The sequence below is a fragment of the Streptomyces poriticola genome, assembly GCF_036689765.1.
In the GTDB taxonomy this organism is placed as follows: domain Bacteria; phylum Actinomycetota; class Actinomycetes; order Streptomycetales; family Streptomycetaceae; genus Streptomyces; species Streptomyces poriticola.
Window position 1 is genome coordinate 536,023 of sequence record NZ_JBAGKH010000003.1, and the last position, 25,740, is coordinate 561,762.

Annotated in this window: 24 protein-coding genes; 6 read left to right on the forward strand and 18 right to left on the reverse strand. The window is 72.2% G+C overall.

The genetic code is table 11. From position 1 onward, the window contains the following. Positions 1-124: 124 nt before the first annotated feature. From V5O46_RS07565 to V5O46_RS07575, 3 genes are read right to left on the reverse strand one after another with little or no spacing between them, the layout of a single operon-like run. Positions 125-934: a hypothetical protein gene (locus tag V5O46_RS07565; protein WP_332883653.1), complete on the reverse strand. Its 810-nt coding sequence runs from the start codon at positions 932-934 to the stop codon at positions 125-127. Between the two features lie 53 nt (positions 935-987). Beyond that, complete coding sequence (locus tag V5O46_RS07570) at positions 988-1,797, reverse strand: hypothetical protein (protein ID WP_332883654.1); 810 nt, start codon at positions 1,795-1,797, stop codon at positions 988-990. After that, positions 1,794-2,699 carry a hypothetical protein gene (locus V5O46_RS07575; protein WP_332883655.1) on the reverse strand — a complete coding sequence of 302 codons (906 nt, stop codon included), beginning with the start codon at positions 2,697-2,699 and terminating at the stop codon, positions 1,794-1,796. The genes V5O46_RS07570 and V5O46_RS07575 overlap by 4 nt, the downstream gene beginning before the upstream one ends. A gap of 104 nt (positions 2,700-2,803) precedes the next feature. Here V5O46_RS07575 and V5O46_RS07580 point away from each other — a divergent pair, with 104 nt between their 5' ends. Beyond that, positions 2,804-3,166, forward strand: coding sequence for a DsrE family protein (locus V5O46_RS07580; RefSeq protein WP_332883656.1), 363 nt, complete (start codon positions 2,804-2,806; stop codon positions 3,164-3,166). 83 nt (positions 3,167-3,249) lie between these two features. Here V5O46_RS07580 and V5O46_RS07585 read toward each other — a convergent pair whose 3' ends face one another. From V5O46_RS07585 to V5O46_RS07615, 8 genes are all read right to left on the reverse strand, one after another. Continuing rightward, on the reverse strand, positions 3,250-3,510 hold the full coding sequence (locus tag V5O46_RS07585; RefSeq protein WP_332883707.1) for a DUF3099 domain-containing protein: 261 nt from the start codon (positions 3,508-3,510) through the stop codon (positions 3,250-3,252). Positions 3,511-3,649: 139 nt separating this feature from the next. Further along, on the reverse strand, positions 3,650-3,937 hold the full coding sequence (locus V5O46_RS07590; RefSeq protein WP_332883657.1) for a DUF1416 domain-containing protein: 288 nt from the start codon (positions 3,935-3,937) through the stop codon (positions 3,650-3,652). 60 nt (positions 3,938-3,997) lie between these two features. After that, positions 3,998-4,843, reverse strand: a complete 846-nt coding sequence (locus tag V5O46_RS07595; RefSeq protein WP_332883658.1) for a sulfurtransferase — start codon at positions 4,841-4,843, stop codon at positions 3,998-4,000. Positions 4,844-4,982: 139 nt separating this feature from the next. Beyond that, positions 4,983-5,135 (reverse strand): putative leader peptide, encoded by a 153-nt coding sequence (locus tag V5O46_RS31825; protein ID WP_408648928.1) that lies wholly within the window; start codon positions 5,133-5,135, stop codon positions 4,983-4,985. Between the two features lie 165 nt (positions 5,136-5,300). Further along, on the reverse strand, positions 5,301-6,035 hold the full coding sequence (locus V5O46_RS07600; protein WP_332883659.1) for an LmeA family phospholipid-binding protein: 735 nt from the start codon (positions 6,033-6,035) through the stop codon (positions 5,301-5,303). Positions 6,036-6,194: 159 nt separating this feature from the next. After that, on the reverse strand, positions 6,195-7,454 hold the full coding sequence (locus tag V5O46_RS07605; RefSeq protein ID WP_332883660.1) for a hypothetical protein: 1,260 nt from the start codon (positions 7,452-7,454) through the stop codon (positions 6,195-6,197). Positions 7,455-7,458: 4 nt separating this feature from the next. Continuing rightward, positions 7,459-7,713, reverse strand: coding sequence for a MoaD/ThiS family protein (locus V5O46_RS07610; protein ID WP_332883661.1), 255 nt, complete (start codon positions 7,711-7,713; stop codon positions 7,459-7,461). A gap of 65 nt (positions 7,714-7,778) precedes the next feature. Then, a complete protein-coding gene (locus V5O46_RS07615; RefSeq protein WP_332883662.1) occupies positions 7,779-8,693 on the reverse strand; it encodes an alpha/beta hydrolase family protein in 915 nt (304 codons plus the stop codon). A gap of 279 nt (positions 8,694-8,972) precedes the next feature. Here V5O46_RS07615 and V5O46_RS07620 point away from each other — a divergent pair, with 279 nt between their 5' ends. The 5 genes from V5O46_RS07620 (at position 8,973) to V5O46_RS07640 (ending at position 14,503) form a co-directional block, all read left to right on the forward strand. Continuing rightward, positions 8,973-9,776 carry a response regulator transcription factor gene (locus V5O46_RS07620; protein ID WP_332883663.1) on the forward strand — a complete coding sequence of 268 codons (804 nt, stop codon included), beginning with the start codon at positions 8,973-8,975 and terminating at the stop codon, positions 9,774-9,776. Between the two features lie 152 nt (positions 9,777-9,928). Next, positions 9,929-10,951, forward strand: a complete 1,023-nt coding sequence (locus tag V5O46_RS07625; protein WP_332883664.1) for a LacI family DNA-binding transcriptional regulator — start codon at positions 9,929-9,931, stop codon at positions 10,949-10,951. A 173-nt stretch (positions 10,952-11,124) separates the two neighbouring features. After that, positions 11,125-12,219: a S1C family serine protease gene (locus V5O46_RS07630; RefSeq protein WP_332883665.1), complete on the forward strand. Its 1,095-nt coding sequence runs from the start codon at positions 11,125-11,127 to the stop codon at positions 12,217-12,219. 77 nt (positions 12,220-12,296) lie between these two features. Continuing rightward, positions 12,297-13,058, forward strand: coding sequence for a response regulator transcription factor (locus tag V5O46_RS07635; RefSeq protein WP_332883666.1), 762 nt, complete (start codon positions 12,297-12,299; stop codon positions 13,056-13,058). Next, the gene (locus tag V5O46_RS07640) at positions 13,055-14,503 is read left to right on the forward strand and encodes a sensor histidine kinase (RefSeq protein WP_332883667.1); all 1,449 of its coding nucleotides are present in this window, start codon (positions 13,055-13,057) and stop codon (positions 14,501-14,503) included. Before V5O46_RS07635 ends, V5O46_RS07640 begins: the two co-directional genes overlap by 4 nt. Before the next feature lie 14 nt (positions 14,504-14,517). Here the strand turns inward: V5O46_RS07640 and V5O46_RS07645 are convergent, their stop codons facing one another. The 7 genes from V5O46_RS07645 to V5O46_RS07675 all read right to left on the reverse strand — a co-directional run bounded on the left by V5O46_RS07645 (position 14,518) and on the right by V5O46_RS07675 (position 25,101). Next, positions 14,518-14,901: a VOC family protein gene (locus V5O46_RS07645; RefSeq protein ID WP_332883668.1), complete on the reverse strand. Its 384-nt coding sequence runs from the start codon at positions 14,899-14,901 to the stop codon at positions 14,518-14,520. Between the two features lie 124 nt (positions 14,902-15,025). Continuing rightward, positions 15,026-16,351 (reverse strand): DUF6177 family protein, encoded by a 1,326-nt coding sequence (locus V5O46_RS07650; RefSeq protein WP_332883669.1) that lies wholly within the window; start codon positions 16,349-16,351, stop codon positions 15,026-15,028. Then, positions 16,348-20,508 carry a type VII secretion protein EccCa gene (eccCa, locus tag V5O46_RS07655; protein ID WP_332883670.1) on the reverse strand — a complete coding sequence of 1,387 codons (4,161 nt, stop codon included), beginning with the start codon at positions 20,506-20,508 and terminating at the stop codon, positions 16,348-16,350. Before eccCa ends, V5O46_RS07650 begins: the two co-directional genes overlap by 4 nt. Beyond that, positions 20,505-21,467 carry a type VII secretion protein gene (locus V5O46_RS07660; protein WP_332883671.1) on the reverse strand — a complete coding sequence of 321 codons (963 nt, stop codon included), beginning with the start codon at positions 21,465-21,467 and terminating at the stop codon, positions 20,505-20,507. The genes eccCa and V5O46_RS07660 overlap by 4 nt, the downstream gene beginning before the upstream one ends. A 439-nt stretch (positions 21,468-21,906) precedes the next feature. Continuing rightward, positions 21,907-23,289 carry a type VII secretion integral membrane protein EccD gene (gene eccD / locus V5O46_RS07665; protein ID WP_332883708.1) on the reverse strand — a complete coding sequence of 461 codons (1,383 nt, stop codon included), beginning with the start codon at positions 23,287-23,289 and terminating at the stop codon, positions 21,907-21,909. A 16-nt stretch (positions 23,290-23,305) separates the two neighbouring features. Next, complete coding sequence (locus V5O46_RS07670; protein WP_332883672.1) at positions 23,306-23,566, reverse strand: hypothetical protein; 261 nt, start codon at positions 23,564-23,566, stop codon at positions 23,306-23,308. Between the two features lie 923 nt (positions 23,567-24,489). Continuing rightward, positions 24,490-25,101 carry a hypothetical protein gene (locus V5O46_RS07675; protein ID WP_332883673.1) on the reverse strand — a complete coding sequence of 204 codons (612 nt, stop codon included), beginning with the start codon at positions 25,099-25,101 and terminating at the stop codon, positions 24,490-24,492. Positions 25,102-25,740 lie beyond the last annotated feature (639 nt).

Consider the following 25,740-nt stretch of genomic DNA (forward strand, 5'->3'; position numbering starts at 1 on the left):
GACCAGCAGAGCTTCGAAGAAGATGATCACGGGTGCTCCTTGGGCGGACGCGGATGTGCACAGGGCCGGGCCCCAGCTTACGCGGCCGGGGTCCGGCCCTCCCGCCGAGGTACTCCTCCGGGGGTCAGCCGAGCAGCTGGCTCTGCAGGATCACGGTCTGCTGGAAGGGGAGGGCCGGTGCCGTACCCTTCCTGGACTGGACGATCACCGCCAGGACGTCGCCCGCGAGGACGTACGCGTGCCGGACCTGCTCGGCCCCGTGGGGTCTGTCCTCGACGAACGGGTTGATCTCCAGTTCGTACAGCTCGTGGTCGGTCGGGAACGCGGCGTCGTACCCCGCGCCGTCGTCGACGCCGCGCAGCTCGTACTGGACGGAGCGACGACGGGTCAGTTCCTCGGAGTAGACCTCGTCGGCGACCGCTGCGGTGTCGAAGTGCAGCAGGTAGACGCGGCTGCGGGTGCCGTCCTGCGCGGTCCAGCCGCGAGCGGCGATGTGCCGCACGCCGTGGTCCTCGAGCAGCTGCACGAGTCGCTCGCGGTCCCGCTCCCCCTCGTACTCGGCTGCGAAGTCCTCCGTCGCCAGCCAGCCGTCCTCGCCGCGCAGCGCCGGGTCGGGCTCCGACCCCCTCGGCGCGGGCAGCAGCAGCTCGCGCAGATCCGCATGGTGGGCACCCGCCGTGTTCCCCTCGGCGAACGGCGCCGGGCTGCCCGACGGCAGTGGCGGCATGGTCAGCTCCGGGTAGGACCAGCGGCCGTCCGGCTCGGTGGCGAGTCCGGGTACGTCGGTGCGTTCCATGCCGGTGATGCCGTACGCCGTCGCCGTGCCGACCGCCAGGAACACCAGCGCGGCGCAGGTCCACCTCAGGACGGTGCGCAGCGCCCGCCGGTCGCTGCGCGGCGCGGCCGGACGCGTGTCGGCCGGCGTCTCGGGCACAGGCGGTACGACGGACCGCTCGCCCGTGGGGTCTGGGGCTTGCCGCTGCTCGGTCACACCGCCTCCCCGGAGCCGCCGATGCGGTCCAGCTGCTCGCCGAGCAGACTCGCCACTCCCTCGGTGTCCAGCGGCTCGGTGCCGTGGGCGGTGACGGACACGAGCACGTCCCCGCTGGCAGCGGAGCAGACCATCATCTCCAGGTCCGTCTCCTCCTGCTTGGGCGGCAGGAAGCAGTACGCCTCCTCGTGGCCCTCGATCTTCGGTCCCTTGCGGAAGGCGTCGAGGACCTCGACGAGTTCCTTGGCCGCCGCGACACCGCTTCTGGCAGCCCGCCGGTCCATCTGGACCAGCTGCATGTTCACGGTGGTGGCGGGTTCGCGGGTCACGGTCCCGTAGCGCGTGCTCCGGTAGCTGCGTACCGCCATGCCCTTGATGGCCTGCCCGTCGATCCGCTCCTCCAGCTTCCGCCGAGCGGTTCTCGGCATGTCCCGCAGTTCTTCCTTGCGGAACTCCGCGGCGCTCCATCCGCTCAGCGAGGCATCCGAGCCGAGGCCCCTGATGTCCGGCCCGCGGAGCCAGCTGAAGTCGTCATAGGGGACCAGCATCCCGGCGAGTCCCGTCGCCTCACCGGCGTCGGCCCCGTCCGCCGCCTTCGGGAACTTCCACACGGGCGCCCCGGCGTCCCGGTCGGCCTGGCGCACGGTCACGACCGTGTATCCGGCGCCGGCCACCACCGCTGCGGCCACCAGTACCGATGCGACGACGGTGGCCCTCCGACGGCCACGGCGGCGGGGTTCGGCCGCGGCGTCGGGCACGGGATCCGCCGGGGAGCTCTGCACGGCCTCTTCCGGTCTCTCGCTCACAGCCGCTCCAACTGCCGCTCGGCCAGGTCCATGATTGCCTTTCTCGGGATCGCCTCGCTGTCGGCGATCCACAGGTGCATGGCGATGTCACCGCGCCAGGCGAAAGCCTTGGCCTCGTAGTAGGGCTCGAAGCCGGGCTGGGTGACCGGCCGGGTGCCGGTGTAGGCCCTCCCGACCCCGTCCCCCGTGCCGGGAAGCGGCCAGCTGTCGTTGTGCCGCTCCTCGTCGGTCCAGTAGAGGAGGTTGTCGACGTCGTCGCGGGCGCCCAGCTGCTCCTCCTGCCGGTACTGCACCAGCCGGATCTCCACCAATCTGTCGCCCTGCTCCCACGCGGTGATGGCCGCGCGACGGAACTCCAGGTCCGCACTGTGGCCGAAGGCGTCGGCGGGTGATTCGTACGTCGAGGCGTACTCGACGAGGTCCATCCAGCCCTCACCTCCCAGCCATTCGCTCTCCCGCGCTCCGCGCGGCCGTTCCAGCAGCAGCTCGAACAGATCACCGTCGGTCCGGATCCTGCGGTCCTGCGCGGCCGGCAGCGGGGCGGGAGCGGGGCCCTCCGCCCGTGGCAGCACGGGCTGGGACAGTGACGGAAGCCTCGTCGGTTCCCGGTCGGCCTGCACGAGATAGCCGGTGCAGGTGCCGGCGACGAGCCCGAGCACGGCCGCGGTCCCGACCAGCAGTGCGGTGCGCCCCCGGCGCCTCGGCCCAGGGACCGGTACCCGCTCCTCGGGCCGGTCCCCGGGTTCGGCTCCCTGCGGTTCTTCTGTCCCTCTCCACGCGTCCGGCCCGCCGGGCGCATCCGCCGCCGCGCCCGCCTCCGGCGCCTCGTCCGCCTCCGGCGCGTCCTTCCGCTCCGCCGTCTCCGTTCCCTCCGGCTCGTGTGCTCTCTCCGGTTCGTCCACAACGCCCCCACACAGAACTTGACGCACGCGTTCCGTTACCGCGTACGCCGAGGTGACCGTTGGCCAATGCATGGGGTTGCAGGGGAGTTGATTACGATTCGGCCATGGCGAAGAAGCTCGTGATCAAGGTGACCGCGGGGGCCGACGCCCCCGAGCGCTGTTCGCAGGCGTTCACGGTGGCGGCGGTGGCCGTGGCCAGCGGGGTCGACGTCTCCGTGTGGCTGACCGGCGAGTCCTCCTGGTTCGCCCTGCCCGGCCGGGCCGCCGAGTTCGAGCTCCCGCACGCCGCTCCGCTGCCCGACCTGATCGACTCCCTGCTGAGCGGCGGCCGGCTGACGCTGTGCACGCAGTGCGCGGCCCGGCGGGAGATCACGGAGAAGGACGTGATCGAGGGGGTACGGATCGCGGGTGCCCAGGTGTTCGTGCAGGAGGCGCTGGCGGAGGACACGCAGGCGCTGGTCTACTGACGGCGGCGGTCTGCCGACGGCCACGGGTCAGCGACGGCCCCGGTCCGCCGACGGCCACGGGTCAGTGACGGCCGCCGCCCGGGTCAGCGCGGGCGCTTCTTGCCGTCCAGCTCGTCCCACCACTCGTCGGACTGCGGGTCGCCGGAGGGGTCGTCCCACCAGCGGTCGTCGGGGCCGCGCCGGTTGGCGACCACGGCGGCGAGCGGCGGGATGACCATCGCGACCACGCACATGGCGACGGCCGCCGGCACGGACCAGTGGCGCACCACGGCCCACGCCAGGACGAAGAGCGCGAGGCACGTCCCCATCAGGACGAAGTAGCGGTGGCGCCGCTGCGCGTACATGGCTCCAGCGTAGGTCCGGGTGCGTCGCACGGACACGGCGCCGTGCAGGTCGTCGCGCATGCCGCCGGACATGACGAAGGGGCCGCTCCCCAGGCGTCCAACCCGTGGGGAGCGGCCCCTGCGCCGTCAGGGCGTGCCGTCAGACGGCGATCGCGACCTCCGCAAGACCGCCCTTCTGGGCGACGACCTTGCGGTCGGCCGTGGCGCCCGGGACGAGGGCGCGCACGGTCCAGGTGCCCTCGGCCGCGTAGAAGCGGAACTGACCGGTCGCGGAGGTGGGCACCTCCGCCGTGAACTCGCCGGTCTCGTCCAGCAGCCGGACGTAACCGGTCACCGGCTCGCCGTCGCGGGTCACCTGACCCTGGATCGTGGTCTCACCGGGCTTGATCGTCGAGGCGTCCGGGCCACCGGCCTTCGCACCGCACATGTCGTTCTCCTGAGGGGTTGGGGAGCCGGGTCTACTGGGAGGGGAGGGCTTCCGGGTGGCTTACTTGTTGGCGCCGAGCTCGATCGGCACGCCGACGAGGGAGCCGTACTCGGTCCAGGAGCCGTCGTAGTTCTTGACGTTCTCCACACCGAGCAGCTCGTGCAGGACGAACCAGGTCAGGGCCGAGCGCTCACCGATGCGGCAGTAGGCGATCGTGTCCTTGGCGAGGTCGACGCTCTCCTCGGCGTAGAGGGCCTTCAGCTCGTCGTCGGACTTGAACGTGCCGTCGTCGTTGGCGTTCTTCGACCACGGGATGTTGCGGGCGCTCGGGACGTGGCCGGGGCGCTGCGACTGCTCCTGCGGCAGGTGGGCCGGGGCGAGCAGCTTGCCGGAGAACTCGTCGGGCGAGCGGACGTCGACCAGGTTCTGCGAGCCGATCGCGGCGACCACGTCGTCGCGGAAGGCGCGGATCGAGGTGTCCTGGGCCTTCGCCTTGTAGTCGGTCTGCGGCCGCTCGGGCACCTCGTCGCCGGCCACCAGCTCGCGGGCGTCCAGCTCCCACTTCTTGCGGCCGCCGTCGAGCAGCTTGACGTTCTCGTGGCCGTACAGCTTGAAGTACCAGTAGGCGTAGGAGGCGAACCAGTTGTTGTTGCCGCCGTAGAGGACCACGGTGTGCTCGTTGGCGATGCCCTTCTTCGACAGGAGCTGCTCGAAGCCCTCCTGGTCGATGAAGTCACGGCGGACGGGATCCTGCAGGTCCTGCGTCCAGTCGATCCGGATCGCGTTCTTGATGTGGTTCTGGTCGTACGCGGACGTGTCCTCGTCCACCTCGACGATCGCGATGCTGGGGTCGTCCAGGTGCTCCTGAAGCCAGTCGGCGTCGACCAGGACGTCGCTGCGGCTCATGCTCTTTCTCCTCCGGGGCAGTTGCGGCGGGGCGTGCGAGTGAGAGGTGCGTGCGCGCGCTCATGGCGTACGGGCGGGACGCACGCGTGCCCTGGGCAGGGCGGCGGGGTGGGAAAACCGCGGAAGACGGAGCTTCCGCTCAGAACGTGCGACAGAGCATGGCGGCAACGCGGCACAGGTCTACTGCCCGCCGCTTCGTGAGATCCGCCTGTCGCTTCATGCGCTCGATCGTAGGGAGGGATCGGAGGCGTGTCACCGGCGTGTCGAATGTTGAGACACGATCGTCCGTCATACGGAATGATCACGCCCTCGGCGCGCCCGCGGCACCGTTCCGGAAGGGGTGCGGGCATCGGGACCGCTGCCGTGCGGACGGTGGCGTCTCGCCTTTCGGACGGGCGGTGCGGTACAGGCTGTCGGGCACGGCCCCGGGGAAGCCACCCCCGACCGGCCCGGTGGGCTATCCGGCCAGCCGGACGTCGGTGCCCTTCACCGTGATCTCCACGCCGTCCTCGGCCGCCTCGACCTTGTCGAGCTCGATACCGCCCGGCAGCCTGTCGATGGTCTGCTGGAAGTCGGTGATCCGCCGCACCCGCGACTCGGCCAGCTCCACACCGCCGAACGACGGCAGGGCGTCGGCCTCCACCTCGACCTGGTTGTCGCTGACCCGGACCGAGCTGAGCACGGAGACCGGCCGGGGCAGCTTGGTGCCCAGCACCGTCGCCTCGACCTCCACCTTGATCTTGCCGTTGCCGCCGTCGGAGAGGCCGACGACGCGGGCGGTGACACCGGGGGCGACGTCGGTCGGCTCGGACCGCGCGGTCTTCAGCAGCTCGTCGTAGGCGATGGTCGCGGTGCCGGTGGCGGTGGCCGCGGTGGCGGAGCTGTAGTCGCCGGAGAACTTCACACCCTTCATGTCGGCCCGCAGTTCGGCGATGCGGATCCGCTCGCCGCCGCCCGAGGCCGCCTCGTAGTCGTCGATGCGGACCTCGACGTCGTCCAGCTCGCGGTCGGCCATCTGGGTGAGGAAGGGGAAGCCGTTGATCGACACGTCCGGGGTGCTGGGGAGGTTCTCGGTGGCTCTGAGCTTGTCCGCCGCCTCGCCCTCCGCGAGGTTCACCGCGAGCCGGTCCGCGGCCACGAAGAGGGCGCCCAGGATCACGACGACGATCAGCAGTATTCGCAGTACGCGCATGTTTCCCCACCCAGGCGGACTCGACGGACTCCGGGCCACGGTAACCCTGGCCGCGAGTCCTCCCGGGAAATTGTCGATCAGCTGTGACAGGCGGAGCCTGTGCAGCCCGGCCCGTGAGCCGGCTCGACCTACCCGGGTGGCCCGGGTGGCCCGGATCGGTCAGCCCAGGGCCCGTCCCAGCACCCACACCGCCGGTGCCGCGGCGCTCAGCGGCAGGGCCACGCCCGCGGTGAAATGGACGAACCGGGAGGGATAGTCGTAGCTCGCGACCCGGTGGCCGATCAGGGCGCAGACCGCGGCGCCCGCGCCGAGCAGCGCACCCGACGTCCCGAAGTCCGTCAGCGCACCGGCCGCGATGCCCGCGCCGGCCGCCGCCAGCAGCGCGACGACCACCGAGGCGGCCGTGGGCAGCGGCAGCGCCCGGGCCACCACGGCGACCGCGACGGCGGTCCCGCCGACGGTCACCGCGTCCGCCCCGGCCGCGAGATAGCCGCCGGCGAGGATCGCCAGCGCCGCCGCGGCCACCGTCGCCATCAGGCCGTACATCCGCTCGTCCGGGTCGGCGTGCGAGCGCAGCTGCAGCACCAGGGCGAGCAGCACCCACACACCGAGCGCGCCCAGGATCGCCGCCGGCGAGCGGCCCGAGGCCAGCATCGCGGCGTCCGCGACGAGCGCGCCCAGGAAGCCCAGGGCGATGCCCTGCCGGGCGGGCCACATGCCGTTCAGCCGGAACCAGCCCGCGGCGGTGAGGGCCTGCAGGACGACGAGCGGGAGCAGCAGGGCGTACGAGCCGACGGCAGCGGCGCCGGCCAGCAGCAGCCCGAGCAGCGCCGTGAGCCCGGCCGGCTGCATCCCCGGCTCGATGATCGGTGACCGCCCCTCGGCGCGTGCCCGCTGTGCATCGGTGACGCGGGTGTTCCCGGCGAGGGTGGCGGGGCCGTAGTCCGGGGCGCCGACGGGCTCGGAGCGGGTCGCCTCCGGCGGTGCGGGCGGCTCGTTCGCGGACGGGTGGGACCCGGACCGGTGCTCCGGGTACTGCTGGGACTCCGGGTACTGCTGGGGCTGCACGTACTGATGCTGGGCGTACTGCTGGGTCTGCGGCTGGGCGTACTGCTGCGGCTGGGGCTGGGGCTGGGCGTACTGCTGGGGCTGGGGCTGGGCGTACTGCTGCGGTGACTGCTGGTAGGCCTGCGGCGGCAGGTACGCCGTCTCGTCCGCGGAGGCGGGAGGCTGCACGCTCGTCTCCCAGGTCTGTCCCTGCCACTGCTGGGTGTGCTGCTGGGTGTGCTGCTGCGCGGCATACGGGTCGTCGTGCGCCGGCTGTCCGGGCCAGACGGGCTGCGGCGTCTGCTGCTGGGGGTTCCGCTGCCGGTGGTAGGGGTCCTGGGCCCCGTACCCCTCGTACGGCTGGTCGGTCATCGGGTCACCCTCCTGCGAACGGCGGGAGCACCTCGACCGCCCCGCCGTCGGCCAGCCGTACCGTCTCGTGCCCGCGGGTGCCCACGGGGTCGCCGTCGACGAGGAACGAGCAGCGCTGCAGCACGCGCGAGAGTTCGCCGGGGTGCCGCTCGCGCACCGCGTCGAGCGCCTCGGCGAGCGTGGCCGCCTCGTACGGCTCCTCGGCCGTCCCCGCGGCGGCCTTCGCGGCGGCCCAGTAGCGCACCGTGACCTTTGCCATCTCGTTCCTCAATCAGTCGGCTGCGAGCACCGCCGGGATCGGGTTCGACGGTGGACACGGCCAGGCTAGCCCGCCCGCGCCGCCACCCAGTCGCCGATCCGGCGCAGCAGTTCCTCACCGGCCGCGTGCTCGGCGTGCCCCATGCCGGGCTCCAGCCAGAGTTCGCCGTGCCGGCCGGCGGCCTCGGCGAGCATCAGCGGGTGGTCGAGGGGGAAGTAGCCGTCGCTGTCGCCGTGCACGACGAGCAGCGGCGTCGGCGCGATCCGGGGCACCGCCTCCACCGGGGAGAGCGGCACCGGGTCCCAGTCCCGGTGGTGGATACGGGTGCGGAGGCCGTAGCGGCCGACGATGCGGCCCTCGGGGCGGGTGACCAGCCAGTGCAGCCGGCGCATCGGGGCGGTGCCGCGGTAGTACCAGCGCGCCGGGGCGCTCACCGACACCACCGCGTCGGTGCCGGCGGCGTCGTCCTCGCCGTGCAGCGCGGCGTGCCGCAGCACGACCGAGCCGCCCATGGAGAATCCGACGGTGGCCACGCGCGCGTGCCCGAAGCCGCGGGCCCAGCCGACCGCCGCCGCCAGGTCGAGCACCTCGCGGTCGCCGACCGTGGACCGGCCGCCGGACGCCCCGTGGCCGCGGAAGGAGAAGGACACCACCGCGCCGTGACGGGCGAGGGACGCCGCGATCCGGCGGACGTGCGGGCGGTCCGCGTCGCCGGTGAAGCCATGTGCGAGCACGAACACCAGGTCGCGGGACGAGGCCCGGCCGGTCTCGTGCGGCGCCCGGCCGGTCTCGTATACGACTGCACCCGGGTCGTATACGGCCGCGCCCGGGTCGTATACGGCCGCGCCCGGGTCGTATACGGCATCGACGCGCACCCCGTCGGACGTGCGCAGAAACCTCCGTGTGGGCACCCGCAGGGGTGTCTCGGCATACGGACGATGGGTGGAACGCGCCACATGGCCTGCCGGACCGTCGCTCATGTCGGCTATTCTGCTGGGCAGAGGACTCGGGCAGCGTAGCCCCCGGGTCCTTTCGTGCTTTCGGGAGCGTTGTATACGACGCGGGAGACCGCGGGTGTACGGGGCCGCCGGACGTACAGGCGGCTCTCCCCGGGCCGCACGGCGGATCCCAGGGCGCGGGACCCGCACCGTACGAAGCAGTGCCGCAAACGTCCTCGAGGGACCGAGGAGGAACCAAGACGTTATGGGCGAGCGAACCGTGCACAAACGTAGGACGACGACCCAGGCAGGTGGGGCGCGATGAGTTCTCTGCTGCTCCTGACCAACGCTCTCCAGCCGTCGACCGAGGTGCTCCCCGCTCTCGGCCTGCTGCTCCACAACGTACGCGTGGCGCCGGCGGAGGGCCCCGCCCTCGTCGACACACCCGGTGCCGACGTCATCCTCGTCGACGGCCGCCGCGATCTGCCGCAGGTGCGCAGCCTGTGCCAGCTGCTGCGCTCCACCGGACCCGGCTGCCCGCTCGTCCTGGTCGTCACCGAGGGCGGCCTGGCCGCCGTCACCGCCGACTGGGGCATCGACGACGTGCTCCTGGACACCGCCGGACCGGCGGAGGTCGAGGCCCGGCTGCGGCTGGCCATGGGCCGCCAGCAGATCGTCAGCGACGACTCCCCCATGGAGATCCGCAACGGCGACCTGTCGGTGGACGAGGCGACGTACTCCGCCAAGCTCAAGGGCCGGGTGCTGGACCTGACCTTCAAGGAGTTCGAGCTGCTGAAGTACCTCGCGCAGCACCCGGGCCGGGTCTTCACCCGCGCCCAGCTGCTGCAGGAGGTGTGGGGCTACGACTACTTCGGCGGCACCCGGACGGTCGATGTGCACGTACGGCGGCTGCGCGCCAAGCTCGGACCCGAGCACGAGTCGCTGATCGGCACCGTGCGCAACGTCGGCTACCGCTTCGTCACGCCGGAGAAGCCGGAGAAGGCGGGCCGCGCCACGGAGGAGGCCAAGGCGAAGGCCAAGGCCACGGCGGCGGCGAGCGAGGCGAAGCAGGCCGACGAGGCGAAGCAGGCCGGTGCCGCGGCGGAGGCCCGCGCCGAGGCCTGAGGGGTGCCCCGCGGGCGACGGGAGCCTCACAGGTCTCCACGCGGCCGAGACCCGGCGGCCGAGACCCGGCGGCCGAGACCTGTTCGTCACCCGGGGCGATCGAGGGGTGGTACGCCCTGCCCAGGGCGGGTCCATCCGCGTAGACTCCGCGCGTGGCCAAGGTGACTCGGGATGATGTGGCGCGGCTGGCAGGGACCTCCACTGCCGTCGTCAGCTATGTCATCAACAACGGACCCCGGCCGGTCGCCCCGGCCACGCGCGAGCGTGTCCTCGCCGCGATCAAGGAACTGGGCTACCGGCCCGACCGGGTCGCCCAGGCGATGGCCTCGCGGCGCACCGATCTCATAGGCCTGATCATCCCGGACGCCCGCCAGCCCTTCTTCGGGGAGATGGCCCACGCCGTCGAGCAGGCCGCGTCCGAGCGCGGAAAGATGGTCCTCGTCGGCAACACCGACTACGTCGGCGAGCGCGAGGTCCACTACCTGCGCGCGTTCCTCGGGATGCGGGTCTCCGGCCTGATCCTGGTCAGCCACGCCCTGAACGACCTGGCCGCCGCCGAGATAGACGCCTGGGACGCCCGGGTCGTCCTGCTGCACGAGCGCCCCGAGGCCATCGACGACGTCGCCGTCGTCACCGACGACCTGGGCGGCGCCCAGCTCGCCGTACGCCATCTGCTGGAGCACGGCCATGCGTACGTGGCCTGTATGGGCGGCACCGCCGAGACCCCCGCGGTCGGCGACCCGGTCTCCGACCACGTAGAGGGCTGGAAGCGGGCGATGAAGGAGGCCGGGCTGTCCACCGAGGGCCGGCTCTTCGAGGCGCCCTACAACCGTTACGACGCCTACCGGGTCGCCCTGGAGATCCTCTCCGGGCCGCAGCGCCCGCCCGCGGTCTTCTGCTCCACCGACGACCAGGCGATCGGCCTGCTGCGCGCGGCCCGCGAGCTGCGCATAGACGTCCCCGGGGAGCTGGCGGTCGCCGGGTTCGACGACATCAAGGAGGCGGCGCTGGCCGACCCGCCGCTGACCACGGTCGCCTCGGACCGCCCGGCGATGGCCCGGGCCGCGGTGGACCTCGTCCTCGACGACGGGCTGCGGGTCGCGGGCACGCGCCGGGAACGGCTGCGGCTGTTCCCGTCCCACCTGGTGGTACGCAGCTCCTGCGGCTGCGCGTGACCGACTGACCGCGCTCGGCGGGCTCGGAGGACTCCGGGGACTCGGGGAGCGCCATCCTGCCCGCCGACCGCAGGCTTTGTTCCGCAGGTTTTTATATCGGGCATACGAGGTTCTGCCGGGCTTCTCAGGCGGCACTCAGAGTGTTCTCATCGTTGCCTCCGATGCTCGTGGACATGACCGAGAGCATCCGCCCCAGTGGCGAGTACGACGGCACGTACGGCGCCCAGCACGGCCCCGGCAACACGTATCCGAGCCCGTACCCCAGCCCGTACCAGGAGACGTCCTCTCCCCAGGAGGCGACCTCTCCGGTGAATCCCGAGTGGCCGCCCCCGCCGGCCCGGCCCCCGGCCCCCGCCGCGGCCGACGCACACGCGGCCCCCGCGGCGGCGCCCGCGCGGAGGAGCGCCCGGCGCGGCCCGGTCGCCCTGCTCGCGGCGGTGGCGATCGTCGCGGCGGCCGTCGGCGGCGGCACCGCGTACGGCATCCAGGAACTGACCGGCAGCGACACCACCGCATCCAGCTCGACCAGCACGAACGTGGTCCCCTCCAGCCAGAAGGGCACGGTCGCCGGGGTCGCCGAGGCGGTCAGCCCGAGCATCGTCGAGATCAGCGCGGCCTCGAACACCGGGTCGTCCACCGGTTCCGGCGTGATCATCACCGAGGACGGTGAGATCATCACCAACAACCACGTCGTCTCCGGCGCCTCCTCCGTCAAGGTCACGACCAGCGACGGCACGCAGTACACCGCTCAGGTCGTCGGCACCGACAGCAGCAAGGACCTGGCGCTGATCAAGCTGGACGACGCCTCCGGCCTGACGGCGGCGACCCTCGGCGACTCCGACGGTGTGCAGGTCGGCGACGAGGTGGTGGCGATCGGCTCCCCCGAGGGCCTGACCGGCACGGTGACCAGCGGAATCGTCTCCGCCCTCGACCGCGACGTGACCGTCTCCACGGAGGGGGACCAGCAGCAGCAACAGCGGCAGCGGGGCGGCGGCTGGCCGTTCGAGTTCGGCGGCCAGGAGTTCAACGGCGACACCGGGTCGTCCACGACGACGTACAAGGCGATCCAGACGGACGCCTCCCTCAACCCCGGCAACTCCGGCGGCGCGCTGATCGACATGAACGGCAACATCATCGGCATCAACTCCGCGATGTACTCGTCGGCCCAGTCCTCCGCGAGCGCGGGCAGCGTCGGTCTGGGCTTCGCCATCCCGATCAACACCGTCAAGGCCGACCTGCCGGAGCTGCGGGCCGGCGCGGACGGCTGAGGCGGAGCCCACGCCGAACATGCGACGCTGAAGAGCGTCAGCCGTACCACTCCAGAGACCGAGGACCGACGCCCCCCATGAGCCCCGCAGGCACCCAAGGCACCGCAGGCCCCGCCGAAGGCGACCGTGACACCCAGCGCATCCTGATCGTCGACGACGAACCGGCGGTGCGCGAGGCGCTCCAGCGCAGCCTCGCCTTCGAGGGGTACGACACCGAGGTCGCCGTCGACGGCGCGGACGCCCTGGAGAAGGCCGCGGCCTACCGTCCCGACCTGCTCGTCCTCGACATCCAGATGCCCCGCATGGACGGCCTGACCGCCGCCCGGCGCATCCGGGCCGGCGGCGACACCACGCCGATCCTGATGCTGACCGCCCGCGACACCGTCGGCGACCGGGTGACCGGCCTGGACGCGGGTGCGGACGACTACCTCGTCAAGCCCTTCGAACTGGACGAGCTGTTCGCCCGCATCCGCGCACTGCTGCGCCGCAGCTCCTACGCGGCACAGGTCGCGGACGCCAGCGAGGAGGACGAGGCGCTGGTCTTCGGCGACCTGCGGATGGACCTGGCGACCCGGGAGGTGGCCCGGGGCGGGCGGCCGGTGGAGCTGACCCGCACCGAGTTCACCCTGCTGGAGATGTTCATGGCCCACCCGCGCCAGGTCCTCACCAGGGAGCAGATCCTCAAGGCGGTGTGGGGCTTCGACTTCGAGCCGACCTCCAACTCCCTCGACGTGTACGTGATGTACCTGCGCCGCAAGACGGAGGCCGGCGGCGAACCGCGGGTGGTGCACACGGTCCGCGGGGTGGGCTACGTCCTCCGGCAGGGTGGCGCGGAGTGAGAGAGGCGCTGCGCCGGCTCCGCACCCTGCCGATCCGCTCGCGCCTGGCACTGCTGGTGGCGGTGGCGGTGGCGTGCGCGGTCACCACTGCCGCGGTGGCGTGCTGGTTCGTGGTGCGGAACGTGCTGGTGGACTCGCTGGACAGCGCGTTGCAGGCGAACCGCATGAGCCTGCCGCAGGTCGCACGCTACGTCGACCTGGAGACCGGGCTGTGTGCCCGCGAGTCCAGCCCGCGCGAGCAGAACCCGTTCGGCTCGAGCGTGCAGCTGCTGGACCGGCAGGGTCAGAGCTGCCTCATCATCGGCACGGAGGAGCTGACGCTCACCGACGCCGACCACGCCGTGGCCGAGGGCGACGCCCCCGACGCGCTGCACAACGCCACGGGTGACGACGGCACCAAGTACCGCGTCTACACGTACACCGTGCCGGGCCTGCGAGGTGTCGCGGTCTCCGCCGCACGGCCGCTGAGCGAGGTCAACAGCTCGCTCAGCAATCTCGCGCTGGTGCTCGTCTTCGTCGCCGGAGCCGGAGTCGTCGGTGCCGGTGCGGCCGGCCTCTGGGTCGCCCGTACCGGCCTGCGCCCCGTCGACAGGCTGACCGAGGCCGTCGAGCACGTCGCCCGCACCGAGGATCTGGCGGTCCGCATCCCCGTGGACGACGACAGCGACGACGAGATCGCCCGCCTCTCCCGCTCCTTCAACTCGATGACGTCGTCCCTGGCCAGCTCCCGCGACCTCCAACAGCAGCTGATCGCGGACGCGGGCCACGAACTGCGCACCCCGCTCACCTCCCTGCGCACCAACATCGAACTCCTCACCCGCAGCGAGGAGACCGGCCGCCCGATCCCGGAGGCCGACCGCAAGGCGCTGCTCGCCTCGGTGAAGGCGCAGATGTCCGAGCTGGCCGCGCTCATCGGCGACCTGCAGGAGCTGTCCCGCCCGGACATCGGCCAGTACTCCGGCCGCACCCGGATCATCGCCTGGCAGGACATCGTCGAGTCGGCGCTGCGCCGGGCCCGCCTGCGCGGCCCCGAGCTGACGATCCACGCGGACGTCCGCCCCTGGTACGTCCGCGGCGAACCCGCCGCCCTGGAGCGGGCGGTGGTCAACATCTTGGACAACGCGGTCAAGTTCAGCCCCGAGGGCGGCACCGTCGACGTACGGCTGGCCGACGGCGTCCTCACCGTCCGCGACCACGGCCCCGGTATCCCCGCCGACGAACTCCCCCACGTCTTCGACCGCTTCTGGCGCTCCCCGTCCGCCCGCTCCCTCCCCGGCTCCGGCCTCGGCCTGTCCATCGTGGCCCGCACCATCCAGCAGGCGGGCGGCCAGGTCATCCTCTCCCCGGCCCCGGACGGCGCCGGCGGAACGGTCGCGACGGTACGACTGCCGGGGGCACCGGTTCCGCCACCGGACGCGACCGGGCTGGACGGCGTGGCGGGGTAGCGAGCCGGACGTGGTCAGAGGGTCTGGATCCGGGCGCGCAGCAGGCAGAACTCGTTGCCCTCCGGATCGGCCAGGACGTGCCAGCTCTCGGCGCCGGTCTGACCGACGTCGACGGTCCTGGCACCGAGCGCGAACAGCCGCTCCAGCTCGGCGTCCTGGTCGCGGTCGGTGGGACTGACGTCGATGTGCAGCCGGAGCTTCCCGGTCCGCGGATCACCGCTGGGGCTGAGGATCAGGGTGGGCTGCGGGCCGCCGAAGCCGGCGCCGGGCGGTCCGATCTCGATGCTTCCGTCGTCCTCCCGGCCGAGTTCGACGTAGCCGAGGACCTCGCTCCAGAACACGGCGAGCCGTTCGGCGTCGGCGCAGTCGATGACCAGCTCACTGATGCGGCATGCCATGACCGGCAGTGTATGCAGACACCCCGTCAGGCGTGATCAGACGATCAGAAGCAGCACGGCGATGGCCCGCTTCCAGTGCCGGTCGCAGTCGGGGCGGGCGGCCCGGGCCGCCTTCCTCGTGCCGTCACCGGTCCTCCTCCGGACGGACCCGGCGCAGCAGTTCCCGCAGCCGGTCCCAGGCGCCGGGATCGGTCCCGTCGCCGAGGCGGTGGTGGTGCCGTCCCCGCGTGAAGGTGACCGGGTTCGGCGGGGCCTCGAGGTGGGCGGGGACGGTGAGGTCCCGGCGGGCGGTGCGGAGCGACGTGAGCGCGCTGACCAGCCCGTACCCGGCGGTGAGGTCATCGGTGGCGTCGAGCGGCACCGACTCGCCCGCGCCGTAGCCGACGGCGAGGGTGATGTCCTCCTCCACTCCCGCCGGGGTGCGCAGCACCCGCACCGTGGCCAGCGCCGGGCGGTCGGGGTGGCCGACAGCGACGAGCCAGGTGGGCCGGGGTGCCCGGGCACGGGCCAGCTCGGTCAGCTCCCGGGGGGACCAGGGCAGGTTGACCGGCTCGGCGGTGCTCCACCCGGCGGGCGGGGAACCGGTCAGCCGCCGGAAGGCCGCCTCGAGGGCGCCGCCGAGGACCAGTTCCGCGTCGGGTGCGTGGCGGGTGCGCAGGGTGAGGATCAGCTGGCGTTCGCCGGTGTCGCCTTCGGCGCCCGTGCCGAAGACCTCGGCGACCGGGGTGACCCCGCTGTCGTCGCGCGCCGGAGTGAAGGTGCCGTCCCTCCAGTGGAGTACGGCGCCGGACAGGCCGTCGTAGTAGCCGTGCCGGGGGTCCTGGACGACCCAGCGGTTGGGCAGGCCGCGCAGGGCGGTGCGGGTGGGCAGGGTGAGGCGGGCGCCGGGCGGGGTGACGATCTGCAGGGCGCGGTCCTGCTCGGCGGCGCTGCGCAGGGCGTCGGACAGCCAGCTGGTCAGGGGGACGAGCGGGCGGTCCTGGATGACCACGGCCGCGGCGGATGTGAGGACGTCCACGGCGGGTGCTGCCGTGGCCGGGACCGGCACCGCGGAGAGGTCGGTGGTCAGCGGCACGACCTCGGTGGTGGCGGCCTGCGGCGGCCACACGGTGCCGCCGAGCACGGTGGCCAGCCGCCCGGCGAAGGAGCCCGCGATCCGCCCGGCCTCGGCCACCGCCGTGGAGGCGCGGGCCTCGGTCCACCAGACGCCTCCGCCGGATCCGCCGGCCCCGGCTCCGACGCCCAGCAGCCGGGCCGTCTCGCCGGGCACCTGCACCAGTACGGGCGCCTCCACGGAGACGAGCGGTCGGCCGTCGGGCGCGCAGAGCTGCACCACGGCTCCGTCGGCGAGGGTGCCCACGCCGAGGTCCGGGCCGCCGGCGAACAGGCCTGCCAGCAGGGTGTGCAGGTCGGGCATGGTGGGGGTGAGGGCGACGACGTCCTTGGTCACACCATCCCCTGAGTCTCGGGCTGCTCGGTCAGGAGGGCGGTCTGGATCAGCTGACGGGGGCGGCCCCGGCGCACGAGCGTCCCCCGGCCCGGCGGTTGTGCGGACGGGTACAGGCCGGGGAAGAGCTGGCCCTCGCCGCGTTCGCCGGTCATGACGAGCCCGGCGGTACCGGTCTCCCGCAGGGTGGTCAGCAGCGGTTCGTACAGGGCTCGGGAGGCCCCGGCGGCGCGCCGGGCGACGACGAAGTGCAGACCGATGTCCTGAGCGGACGAGACGTACGGCAGGAAGGGGGCCAGGGGCTGCTGGCCCGCGGTGGTGAGGATGTCGTAGTCGTCGACGAGGATCACGATGCGGGGACCGGTGAAGGCCGCCTCGGTGGCGGGGTCGGCATCCGGGTCCACGCTCTCCGGCAGGCGTTTGTCCAGTTCGGCGGCGATGCCGGTGGACAGGGCAGAGGCGAGCTTGGCGTTGTGCGCGTAGCCGCCGCGATAGGGCTCGGGGACGGTGCCGCGCAGTCCTCGGCGAGGGTCGTAGACGCCGAAGACGAGTGCCTCGTCCGAGTGGCGCTCGACCAGTCCCGCCGCGATCAGCCGCAGCAGGTTGGTCTTGCCGCACTCGTTGTCGCCGAGGATCAGCAGGTGCTGGTCCTGGTCGAAGAGGTCCAGCAGGACGGGGGCGAGGGCGTCCTGGTCGACGCCGATCGGCAGCCGGGTCGGCTCCGCGTCGGGCGAGGGCAGCGCGGTGGCGGGCAAGAGCGTGGGCAGGACCCGGACGGGCGGGGCGACATCGCCGTGCCAGGCGGCCCGGACGGTACGGACGGCGCGCTCGAGGGCGGGCCCCAGGTCGTCCGTCGCGGCCCGTCCGTCGATACGCGGCAGCGCGGCCTGGGCGAACAGCCTGCTGCCGGTCAGCACCCGACCGGGCGTGTCCGGAGCGAGGGTCTCGGACAGCTTGCGGTCGACGGAGGAGTCGGCCGGGTCGTTCAACCGCAGCTCCACACGGGTGCCGAACATCGACTGCGCCGCGATCCGGACGTCGTTCCACCGCAGCATCCCGGCAACGACGTGGACGCCGTAACCGCCGCCCCGCTTGAGCAGGTCGGTGACGGCGTCCTCCAGTTCGGCGAACTCGTCGCGCAGCGCGCCGAATCCGTCGACCAGCAGAACGACCTCGGTGGCTCCCAGCTCCGGCAACCGCCCCTGGGTCCGCAACTGCCGCAGCCGGTCTACGGAGTCGATGCCGTGCTCGCGGAAGAGTTCCTCCCGCCGGGCCAGCATGCCGCGCACCTCGGCGACGGTGCGGGCGGCCCGCTCGTGGTCGGCGCGGGAGGCGATGCCGCCCACGTGCGGCAGCCCGGCCAGCGCCGACAGACCGCCACCCGCGAGGTCCAGGCCGTACACGGCGACGTCGTGCGGGCGGTGGGTGAGCGCCAGGGAGAGGGTGAGCGTGCGCAGCAGGGTGGTCTTGCCGGACTGCGGACCGCCGATGAGCGCGGCGTGGCCGCCGGCGACGGTGAGGTCCAGCAGCCAGGGCTGCTGCCACTGCCGGGCCGGGTCGTCGAGGACGCCCATCGGTATGCGCAGCGGCCCGTCGCGCCGGTCGAGGCGGACGCCGTCGGCGTCGGCGCGCAGCGGGCCCGCGGCCCGGTCCAGGGTGGTGGCCTCGGGCAGCGGGGGCAGCCAGATCCGCCGCACGGGCGGGGCGGCGTCGGCGAGTTGGCCGACCATCACGGACAGTACGGTCGGTCCGGTCTCCGGACGGGTCGCCGCGGGCTGCGGCTCCGGCTCCGGCTCCGGATCCGACGGCCCGGACGGCCCCGACAGCCCGGACGGCCCCGACGGCCCCGACAGCTCGGAGACAGCCCTCGTCTCCTGCGACGCGTGGTACGTCGGGTAGGGCCGGGCGAGCGGCTCGTCGTCGGTCTCGTCCCGACGGGCCGGTCCCCGGTGGGCGCCGGAGACATAACCCGCCTTGAACCGCTCGTAGGTGGAGGTGTCGACCTTCAGGAAGCCGAAGCCTGGCAGCGGCGGCAGATGGAAGGCGTCGGTGGTGTCCAGGACGGTGCGCGACTCGTCGGCGGAGAAGGTGCGCAGCCCCAGCCGGTACGACAGGTAGGTGTCCAGACCCCTGAGCTTGCCGCCCTCGATCCGCTGACTGGACAGCAGCAGATGCACGCCGATGGAGCGGCCGATCCGGCCGACGGACAGGAACAGGTCGATGAAGTCGGGTCTGGCGGTGAGCAGTTCGCCGAACTCGTCGATGACGACGAACAGATGCGGCAGCGGTTCGAGGTCGGGCCGCTCGGTGGCGCGCAGCGTGGCGTAGTGGCCGATGTCGGCGACGTTCCCGGCGTCCTTGAGCACCTGCTGGCGGCGCTTTACCTCGCCGGCCAGGCTGGCGTGGACGCGCTCGACGAGGCCGGCCTGGTTCTCCAGGTTGGTGATCACACCGGCGACATGCGGAAGCCGCGCGAACGGGGCGAAGGTGGCGCCGCCCTTGTAGTCCACCAGGACCAGGGCCAGGTCCTCGGGGGAGTGGGTGGCGGCCAGCGCGAGGACGAGAGTGCGCAGCAACTCGCTCTTGCCGGAGCCGGTGGCGCCCACGCACAGCCCGTGCGGGCCCATGCCGAGCTGCGCGGACTCCTTCAGGTCCAGCAGCACGGGTTCGTGCCGGTCGGTGACTCCGATCGGCACCCGCAGGAAGTCCCGCTCGCTCCTCGGCGCCCACAGCCGCTTCAGGTCCAGGTCGGCCGGGTCGTCGATGCCGAGCAGGGCCGGGAAGTCGACCGGCCCCGACACCGGGGCGCCCTCGGCGGCCGACTCGGCGGACAGCCGCAGCGGCGCCAGCAGGCGGGAGAGGCCCTCGGCACCGGCGGCGGTTACATGGTCGACGGTGCCGCGGACGACAGGGGCCTGGATGACGGCGGCCTGGGTGACGGGGCCGTGGGCGGTGGCCCGGTCGCCCGCCGTCTGCGTCGGGGCCGGCCCGTCGCCCGTACCGTGCGGCGCGGCTCCGCGCAGGTCCTCCACGACGATACGGTCCCCGTCGACGACGATCCGCAGCGCGACCTCGCCCGGCTCGTGCACCTGCTCCCGCAGCAGGTGCAGCACGGTGACGCCCATGTCCCCGGGCCCCACGGCCGAGTCCGGAAGCGGCAGTTCGGCCGCGATGTCGCCGTGCGTGTCGCTGACCACCAGCAGCCGGCCGGTCAGCCGCAGCGCGTCCCGGCCGGACAGCCCCCGGCGCACCTCGGCCGCGTACGCGGCGCGCTGCCGCAGGTCGGGTGAGCACTGCCGGGCGAGGCGGGCGAGGTCGGGGGCGATCCGCCGGGCCGGGACCGGACCGTCGTAGGTGTGCGCGTCGAGGATGTGCGGCAGCCACTTGACCCAGGCCCAGCCGGGCTCGTCGGCACTCGCGACGGCGAGGGCGACGTCGTCGGGCGCATGGGTGACCGCGGTCTGCAGCAGCAGCGCGCGGGCGACGCGCAATACGTCCTCGCGCTCGCCGATGACGCTGACGTTCCCGGCCCGGTCCAGGGGCACGGTGAGCGGGAAGTCGGCGGCGGTGCGGAAGCGGTGCTGCAGCGCCCGTGCCTCGTTCAGCATGAACGGATCGGGCGGGGTGAGCACCCCACCGGCCGCGTTCTGGCCGATGCCCAGGTTCTGCACGGGGATGTCGCCGGTGCCGACGCGCGGATGCAGGAAGTCGGCGTCCCGGCGGCGGCGCTCCCACCGCCGCGCGGGGTCGCGCACCAGGTCGTAGAGCGCCTCGGGCGGCGGGTTCAGCTCGCGGGCGGCCTGCCGACGTTCCCGTTCCTCGGCGGCCAGCACTTCCCGCAGTTCCTCCAGGTACTCCAGATACCGCTCCCGCTGCACCCGCCGGGTGCGCTGTGCCTTCCCGCGCTGGGAGAGGAACAGCGCCACGGCCCCGAACAACGCGGCGACCAGCACGACCGCGCCGATCACCGCGAACCGGCTGTTGCGGACCACGGTCATCAGCACGACGGAGCTCATCACGCCCGCCATCGGAAGCAGGGCCGTCGCCGCGCTGCCGACCTTGCCCTCGGGAAGGTTGGGCGGTGCCTCGACGGTGCGTTCATGGACGGGCGCGAGCGGACGCGTGGACCGCGCGGGCCGGTGCGTGACGTGCTGGGTCATCGCACCCGCACCGCCCGCCGGATCGCCTCGGCGGCCAGCCGGACGGCCGCGTCGCGGGTACTCCGGCCCAGCATGGCGGTGTGGATGGGGCCTCCCTGGGCGAGGTGACGGTCGTAGGGGAGCCGGACCACGGGCACACCGGGCTCGCGCAGATGCGCGGCGGCGGTCCCGGCGTCGACGGTGGCGTCCGGGGTCTGGGCGGTGAGGGCGACGACGGTGGTGCCGAGCGCCGAGTGCGGCAACTGCCCCAGCCAGTCCAGGACCTGCCGGGTGCCGTGAATGCCTTCGGCGGTCATCGGCGCGACGACCACGCGCGCGTGCGCGGTGTCCATCGCGGTACGGGCCACGTCGCCGGGCAGCGTCTCGCAGTCGACGACGGTGACGGCGAAGTACCGGCGCAGCGCGAGCGTCACCGTGCGGTACGTCCGTACGTCCAGCGGGGCCCCGACCCGCCCCTGCCCCGCGGGCAGCAGCCAGCCGCCGTCGGCGACCGGCACCAGATAGCCGGTGACGTCCGTGAGCTGCATGGCCGGGGTGAGGATGCCGGCGAGGTCGGCGGCGCACCAGCGCACGGTCTCCGCGCCCATCCGCACCGGGAGCGTGCCGAGTGCGGCGTCCGCCTCCAGGGTGAGGACGGGGTCGTGCCGGTAGTGGTTGAACGTACGGCCGAGCAGCGCGGCGACGGTGGACTTGCCGACGCCACCGCGGATGGAGGTCACGGCGACGACCCGGCCGGTCGTCACCGGCTGCTGCAGCTCCTGGGCCAGCCGCGTCTGCTCGGCGACCTCGGCGCTGGCGGACCCGGTGAGCCTGCGCAGCCCGCCCCCGGCGCGCCGGGCCGCGGAGTCACCGTGCCGCGGGCGGCCGAGGGCGAGGGCGAGGCGGGGGTCGACGGTGGGGAGGGACTCGGGGACGGGGGTGGGGAGGCGGGGGTCGCGGTCGGCGCGGGGCGCGGGCATGGGCGTGGGCGGCGCGGGAGCGCGCGGTGCCTCGGCGGTGGAATGCGGTTCGGGGGCCGGGGCGGGGGTCGGCTGCGGGGCTGGTGTGGACTCGGGGGCGTTCGGAATGGCCGGAGACGCCGGAGAGACTGACGGCGGCGGTGCGTCGGTCCCGGACCGGGCGACCCCGGCCGGATCGGTGCCGGATACGTCGGTCCCGGACCGGGCGACCCCGGCCGGATCGGTGCCGGATACGTCGGTCCCGGCGGGGCCCGGGACATTCGACACGGGGCGCGCCGGACCGGAGCCCGTCGCACCGCTGCCGCTCGGTATGGCGCCCGACGCGTTCGCATCCGTCGGGCCGGCGCCCGCCCGGTCAGAACCCCCCTGGTCGGTCAACTCCCGCAGCAGATCGCGCTGCCAGTCGGCTCCCCGGCTCATTCCCCGCCCCGTCCGTTCCCTAGGCGAAGGTGCCGAGCAGCCGCCCGTACACCCCGAACACGCCGATGAGGAGGGGGAACAGGGCGATCACGGCCACGGACTCCAGCAGGTCACCGGCGCGGCGCAGCCGCACCCGCACATGCTCGGCCGGCTCGACGGCGAGCACGAGCAGCGGTACGACGGAGAGGACCACGAGCGCCCCGAGGCCTCCGGCGGGTGCACCCCGCTCCACCACCCACACCTCGACGAGCCGTACGGCGACCACTCCCGCCGCGGTCAGCAGCACCACGACCTCCGGGGCGAGCGGAAAGGCACGGGCACGCAGGGCCAGTGCCATGGCCGCGGCGAGGGCGAGCAGCACCGTCCACACCGACACCGTGCGCAGAACGAGCACCCCGGCAGCGCCCGCGGAGACGGCGAGGGCGGCGGTGGCGAACGCCAGCCCGCGATGCGTGGCGGCGAGCGCGGTGCGCACGTCGTACCGGGCGACGGTCGCCCCGCCGGTCCGCCGGTCGTCGAGCCCCGTCAGCCCCGACGCCATCAGCGCCAGCCGCGGCAGCACACCGAGGGCGACGACGCAGACGACGACCACAAGAGCGGCGGCCAGGCTCTGCTCCTCGGGTGTCCGTCCCCCGCCCTGCAGCCCGAGGGCCGCCTCCCACGCGACGAGACAGGCGCCGACCGCACCGGCCCCGATCAACGCCCCCCGTCCGAGCGGGGTCACCCACCCGGCGAGCAGCAGCGCGACCACGACGACCACGGCGACTCCGGCCAGCCGCAGCACGCCGGACCATGCGGCGGCGTCGGCGCAGGTCCAGACGCCGAGTACGGCGAGGGCCGCGGCGGTGACGACGAGGGCGGCGGCGAGCGCCTGCCGCCGGGCGCGGGCACACACGGCGCCGGCCAGTGCGGCCACCGCGGCGACACCGAGCAGCGCGAGCCCGACGCCGGACTTGTCGAACTCCCGCCGGGCGAAGAACGCGGACACCAGCGCGAAAACGACAGCCGCGCCCCCGGCGACAACGCGTCGCACGGAGGCCCGCCACCGCCAGGCCCGCACCCCCAGGTCGTCGGCGACGACATCGGTGACGTCGTGGACAACGGGCGCGGAGGGCGCGTCCTCGGCCCGCACCAGCCGCAGCACGGCGCCGTCCCGGACGCCCGCGGACTCCAGCGTGCCGTCATGCGCGAGAGCCGACCCGTCCGCCGCGACGAGATGCCGCAACTCGGGCCGCTCCCCGGCCCGGTCGTCGAGCACCCTCATGACCTCGGGCAGCAGCACACCGACCGGTTCCTGTGAGGGGAGGACGACATCGACCCGCCGCCGGTCACCGACCAGGGTGACCCTGCTGAACACCGTGCGACCGGACGCCGCGGAACGGCTCAACGACCCCGTGGACATCACGCGTTCGAACCTATCACCGAGAGGGCACGACCACGGAGGGCGACGGGGAAGCCCCGTACGGATCCCGCCCCATGATCCTGTTCTCCACGAACGACCACCCCACACACCCGGCACACACCACGGCCGCGATCACGATCCCGGCGAACACCTTCCCCATCCGCTCGTCCAACGTCCGCCGCTGCCGCTGCCCCCCGAACAGCAAGGCATCCCGAAGCCGCCGCCGCCGGACGGAGACGGATTCGAGGAGTTGGATGTCGTAGTCGTGGGCGGTCACAGATCTCCACCAGTTCCAGCGGACAGATGCAGCATCATCTCAAGAATCTCCAACACCCCGGCGCCTTCCTGCACTCCGTCACCGCCGACGCCGTGGCTCGACAACCATCAGATTGCCCCCTCGGTCCCGCACTCATCGCTGCAGTTCCTCACCCGCAAGCACCCTCGATGCATCCCCTTCGAAGACCTCCACCGGGCCGAAGACCGTTCCGGTAGTGCCCTGAAGAACGGTCCCGCCGTCCAGCTTCAGGCGATCAAGCCGAGCCTACGTCAGAGTCTGTCCGTCACATCCGGACCGGATCCATCGTCAAGAGCGTCCGGAACACCAAGTCCGAGGTCCGTAGCGAAACCGAAGTATGTCACCTCACCTGGTTCACCTCTTACTCCCAGCTCAGAGTTGAGGCCTTGCAGTGCAGCCGCGAGCCGTGGAGCATTGCGCTGGTGCACGTCTGGCTGAGGCCGACCGGAAAAGTCAAACCATGCCCAGACGTCGTGATGGACAGCAAGTTCGGCCGAGATACCGACAGAAGCTGGGGAAACGGACAACTCCAGCAATCGAGGTTCCCGATGCGGTCTCCCTTCAGCATCGATCCATACACCGACCCCGACCACGTGAATGTCGTCGACTTCCGCGGTCGGAAACCCTGAAGGCCGACTGTCATGAATCCTGCAGGGAAGTTTCGGATCGCCAAGAGGTGTAGTCAGCGCCAACCCAGTGGTGACACCAACACTTCCGCGATCAAGAACAATCCAGTCATATTCGAGCCGGTGGGGGATAAGAAGCTCATCCCGCCGAAGGACCTCTACCATTCGCGCCGCCAGCTCCAGGGCAGAGTCCAGACCCGGTTCAGCCACGTCATCGAGGTCCCAGAACCACGAGCCGCATTCTCGCGGAGCCCGCATCAAAGTCGACATGATAGTTCCTTACGGAAAGAGAGGGCCATTGGGCGGGACCGTGACAGTCCCGTCGCTGAAGCGCAGATGGAACGTAGCTCCTGCCCTTCTGGCCTGGAACTCCGCCTCCTTGAACATCTTACTGTTGAGATCTGCCATCGACTGATGCACATCAAGGATAGCGATCTTGGCATCAGCTGTACCACCTTTGAGCTGCTTCGCAGCCTTCCTGGCGGCACTCTTGATCCCTTCGATCGTGTTGACATCCTTGAGTTGATAGCCATAGTGCGGAGCACCATCCGCATGGAGTGTCACAACGTCCAGATCGAGACCTGTAACGTCATCCTTGAGCTCAAAGGCAAGATTCAAGAACCCCCGCTCTTGAAGTTCGGTTGCATGCTGAAGGGCCATGTACGCTGCGGGGATCATGCTGTCGTTCGACCCAGTTTTCCCCTGCTTACACATGCTGAGTATTTCTTTGTAATTCTCGACGTCTCGGAGATGACCACGAGCGATCAAGTTTGCAACGTCGGCGCCGAACGGCTCCTTACTGAGCGTCTTGATTACACGAGCTTGGTCCTGAGGCGCAATCTTCGCTCTGCCGAGCTCATCAACGACGCTATCTCGCTGCTCGGGATGCATCGGCTCGGACCGTGCACTAGCGGTCTCCGCTCCACGGGTATATCGATCCGTGGAGATCTCATCGAATGGGGTGAACGGTCTGCCTGTTGCCCCACCGCCCTGGTAGGGCGAAGGTGGATTGGTGCCGTCGGATGGTTCGTTCCGACCGCTGCCTGCCGCCGCCTCGCCACCGGCCTCACCTCTCCGGTGGAAGGTCTCAGCGTCACCGCCGCCACTTCCTCCGCTGTGCGGCGTTGACGGGATTCCATCTCCGGGCTGCGCGGAGGCCCCGCCGGTCCGGGTGTTCCTAGCCTGCTCAGTATCCCGACCGAGCGTGTGTGAATCTGCACCGCGACCGACGTCACCGCCTAGGCCGTTCCCGGTTGCGTGAGAAGCTTGTTCACTACCTTGCCCGGAGTAGGTCGGGCCACGTTGCTCGGGTGGATTGATTCCATCCGTTCTTGCAGCAGGGTGCCCGAGACGCGATGTCGATCCGATCCCCGCCAACTGCGACTCTCTCGTAGCAGACTGCGTCCTGGCCACCGAGTCCCCGATGACCTGCTGGTCGGCGCCCACTTGGACAATCCGACCGTTCTCGGTGATCAGTTTCGACCCGTCGGGCAAATCCAACACGTCCGGACTGCGCACACCTGCCACACT

Coding starts and splice junctions, on each gene's coding strand:
- V5O46_RS07580 (WP_332883656.1), top strand. CDS start 2,804: ATGGCGAAGAAGCTCGTGATCAAGGTGACCGCGGGGGCCGACGCCCCC.
- V5O46_RS07585 (WP_332883707.1), bottom strand. CDS start 3,510: ATGTACGCGCAGCGGCGCCACCGCTACTTCGTCCTGATGGGGACGTGC.
- V5O46_RS07590 (WP_332883657.1), bottom strand. CDS start 3,937: ATGTGCGGTGCGAAGGCCGGTGGCCCGGACGCCTCGACGATCAAGCCC.
- V5O46_RS07595 (WP_332883658.1), bottom strand. CDS start 4,843: ATGAGCCGCAGCGACGTCCTGGTCGACGCCGACTGGCTTCAGGAGCAC.
- V5O46_RS31825 (WP_408648928.1), bottom strand. CDS start 5,135: ATGACGGACGATCGTGTCTCAACATTCGACACGCCGGTGACACGCCTC.
- V5O46_RS07600 (WP_332883659.1), bottom strand. CDS start 6,035: ATGCGCGTACTGCGAATACTGCTGATCGTCGTCGTGATCCTGGGCGCC.
- V5O46_RS07605 (WP_332883660.1), bottom strand. CDS start 7,454: ATGACCGACCAGCCGTACGAGGGGTACGGGGCCCAGGACCCCTACCAC.
- V5O46_RS07610 (WP_332883661.1), bottom strand. CDS start 7,713: ATGGCAAAGGTCACGGTGCGCTACTGGGCCGCCGCGAAGGCCGCCGCG.
- V5O46_RS07615 (WP_332883662.1), bottom strand. CDS start 8,693: ATGAGCGACGGTCCGGCAGGCCATGTGGCGCGTTCCACCCATCGTCCG.
- V5O46_RS07620 (WP_332883663.1), top strand. CDS start 8,973: ATGAGTTCTCTGCTGCTCCTGACCAACGCTCTCCAGCCGTCGACCGAG.
- V5O46_RS07630 (WP_332883665.1), top strand. CDS start 11,125: ATGACCGAGAGCATCCGCCCCAGTGGCGAGTACGACGGCACGTACGGC.
- V5O46_RS07635 (WP_332883666.1), top strand. CDS start 12,297: ATGAGCCCCGCAGGCACCCAAGGCACCGCAGGCCCCGCCGAAGGCGAC.
- V5O46_RS07645 (WP_332883668.1), bottom strand. CDS start 14,901: ATGGCATGCCGCATCAGTGAGCTGGTCATCGACTGCGCCGACGCCGAA.
- eccCa (WP_332883670.1), bottom strand. CDS start 20,508: ATGACCCAGCACGTCACGCACCGGCCCGCGCGGTCCACGCGTCCGCTC.
- V5O46_RS07660 (WP_332883671.1), bottom strand. CDS start 21,467: ATGCCCGCGCCCCGCGCCGACCGCGACCCCCGCCTCCCCACCCCCGTC.
- eccD (WP_332883708.1), bottom strand. CDS start 23,289: ATGTCCACGGGGTCGTTGAGCCGTTCCGCGGCGTCCGGTCGCACGGTG.
- V5O46_RS07675 (WP_332883673.1), bottom strand. CDS start 25,101: ATGCATCCCGAGCAGCGAGATAGCGTCGTTGATGAGCTCGGCAGAGCG.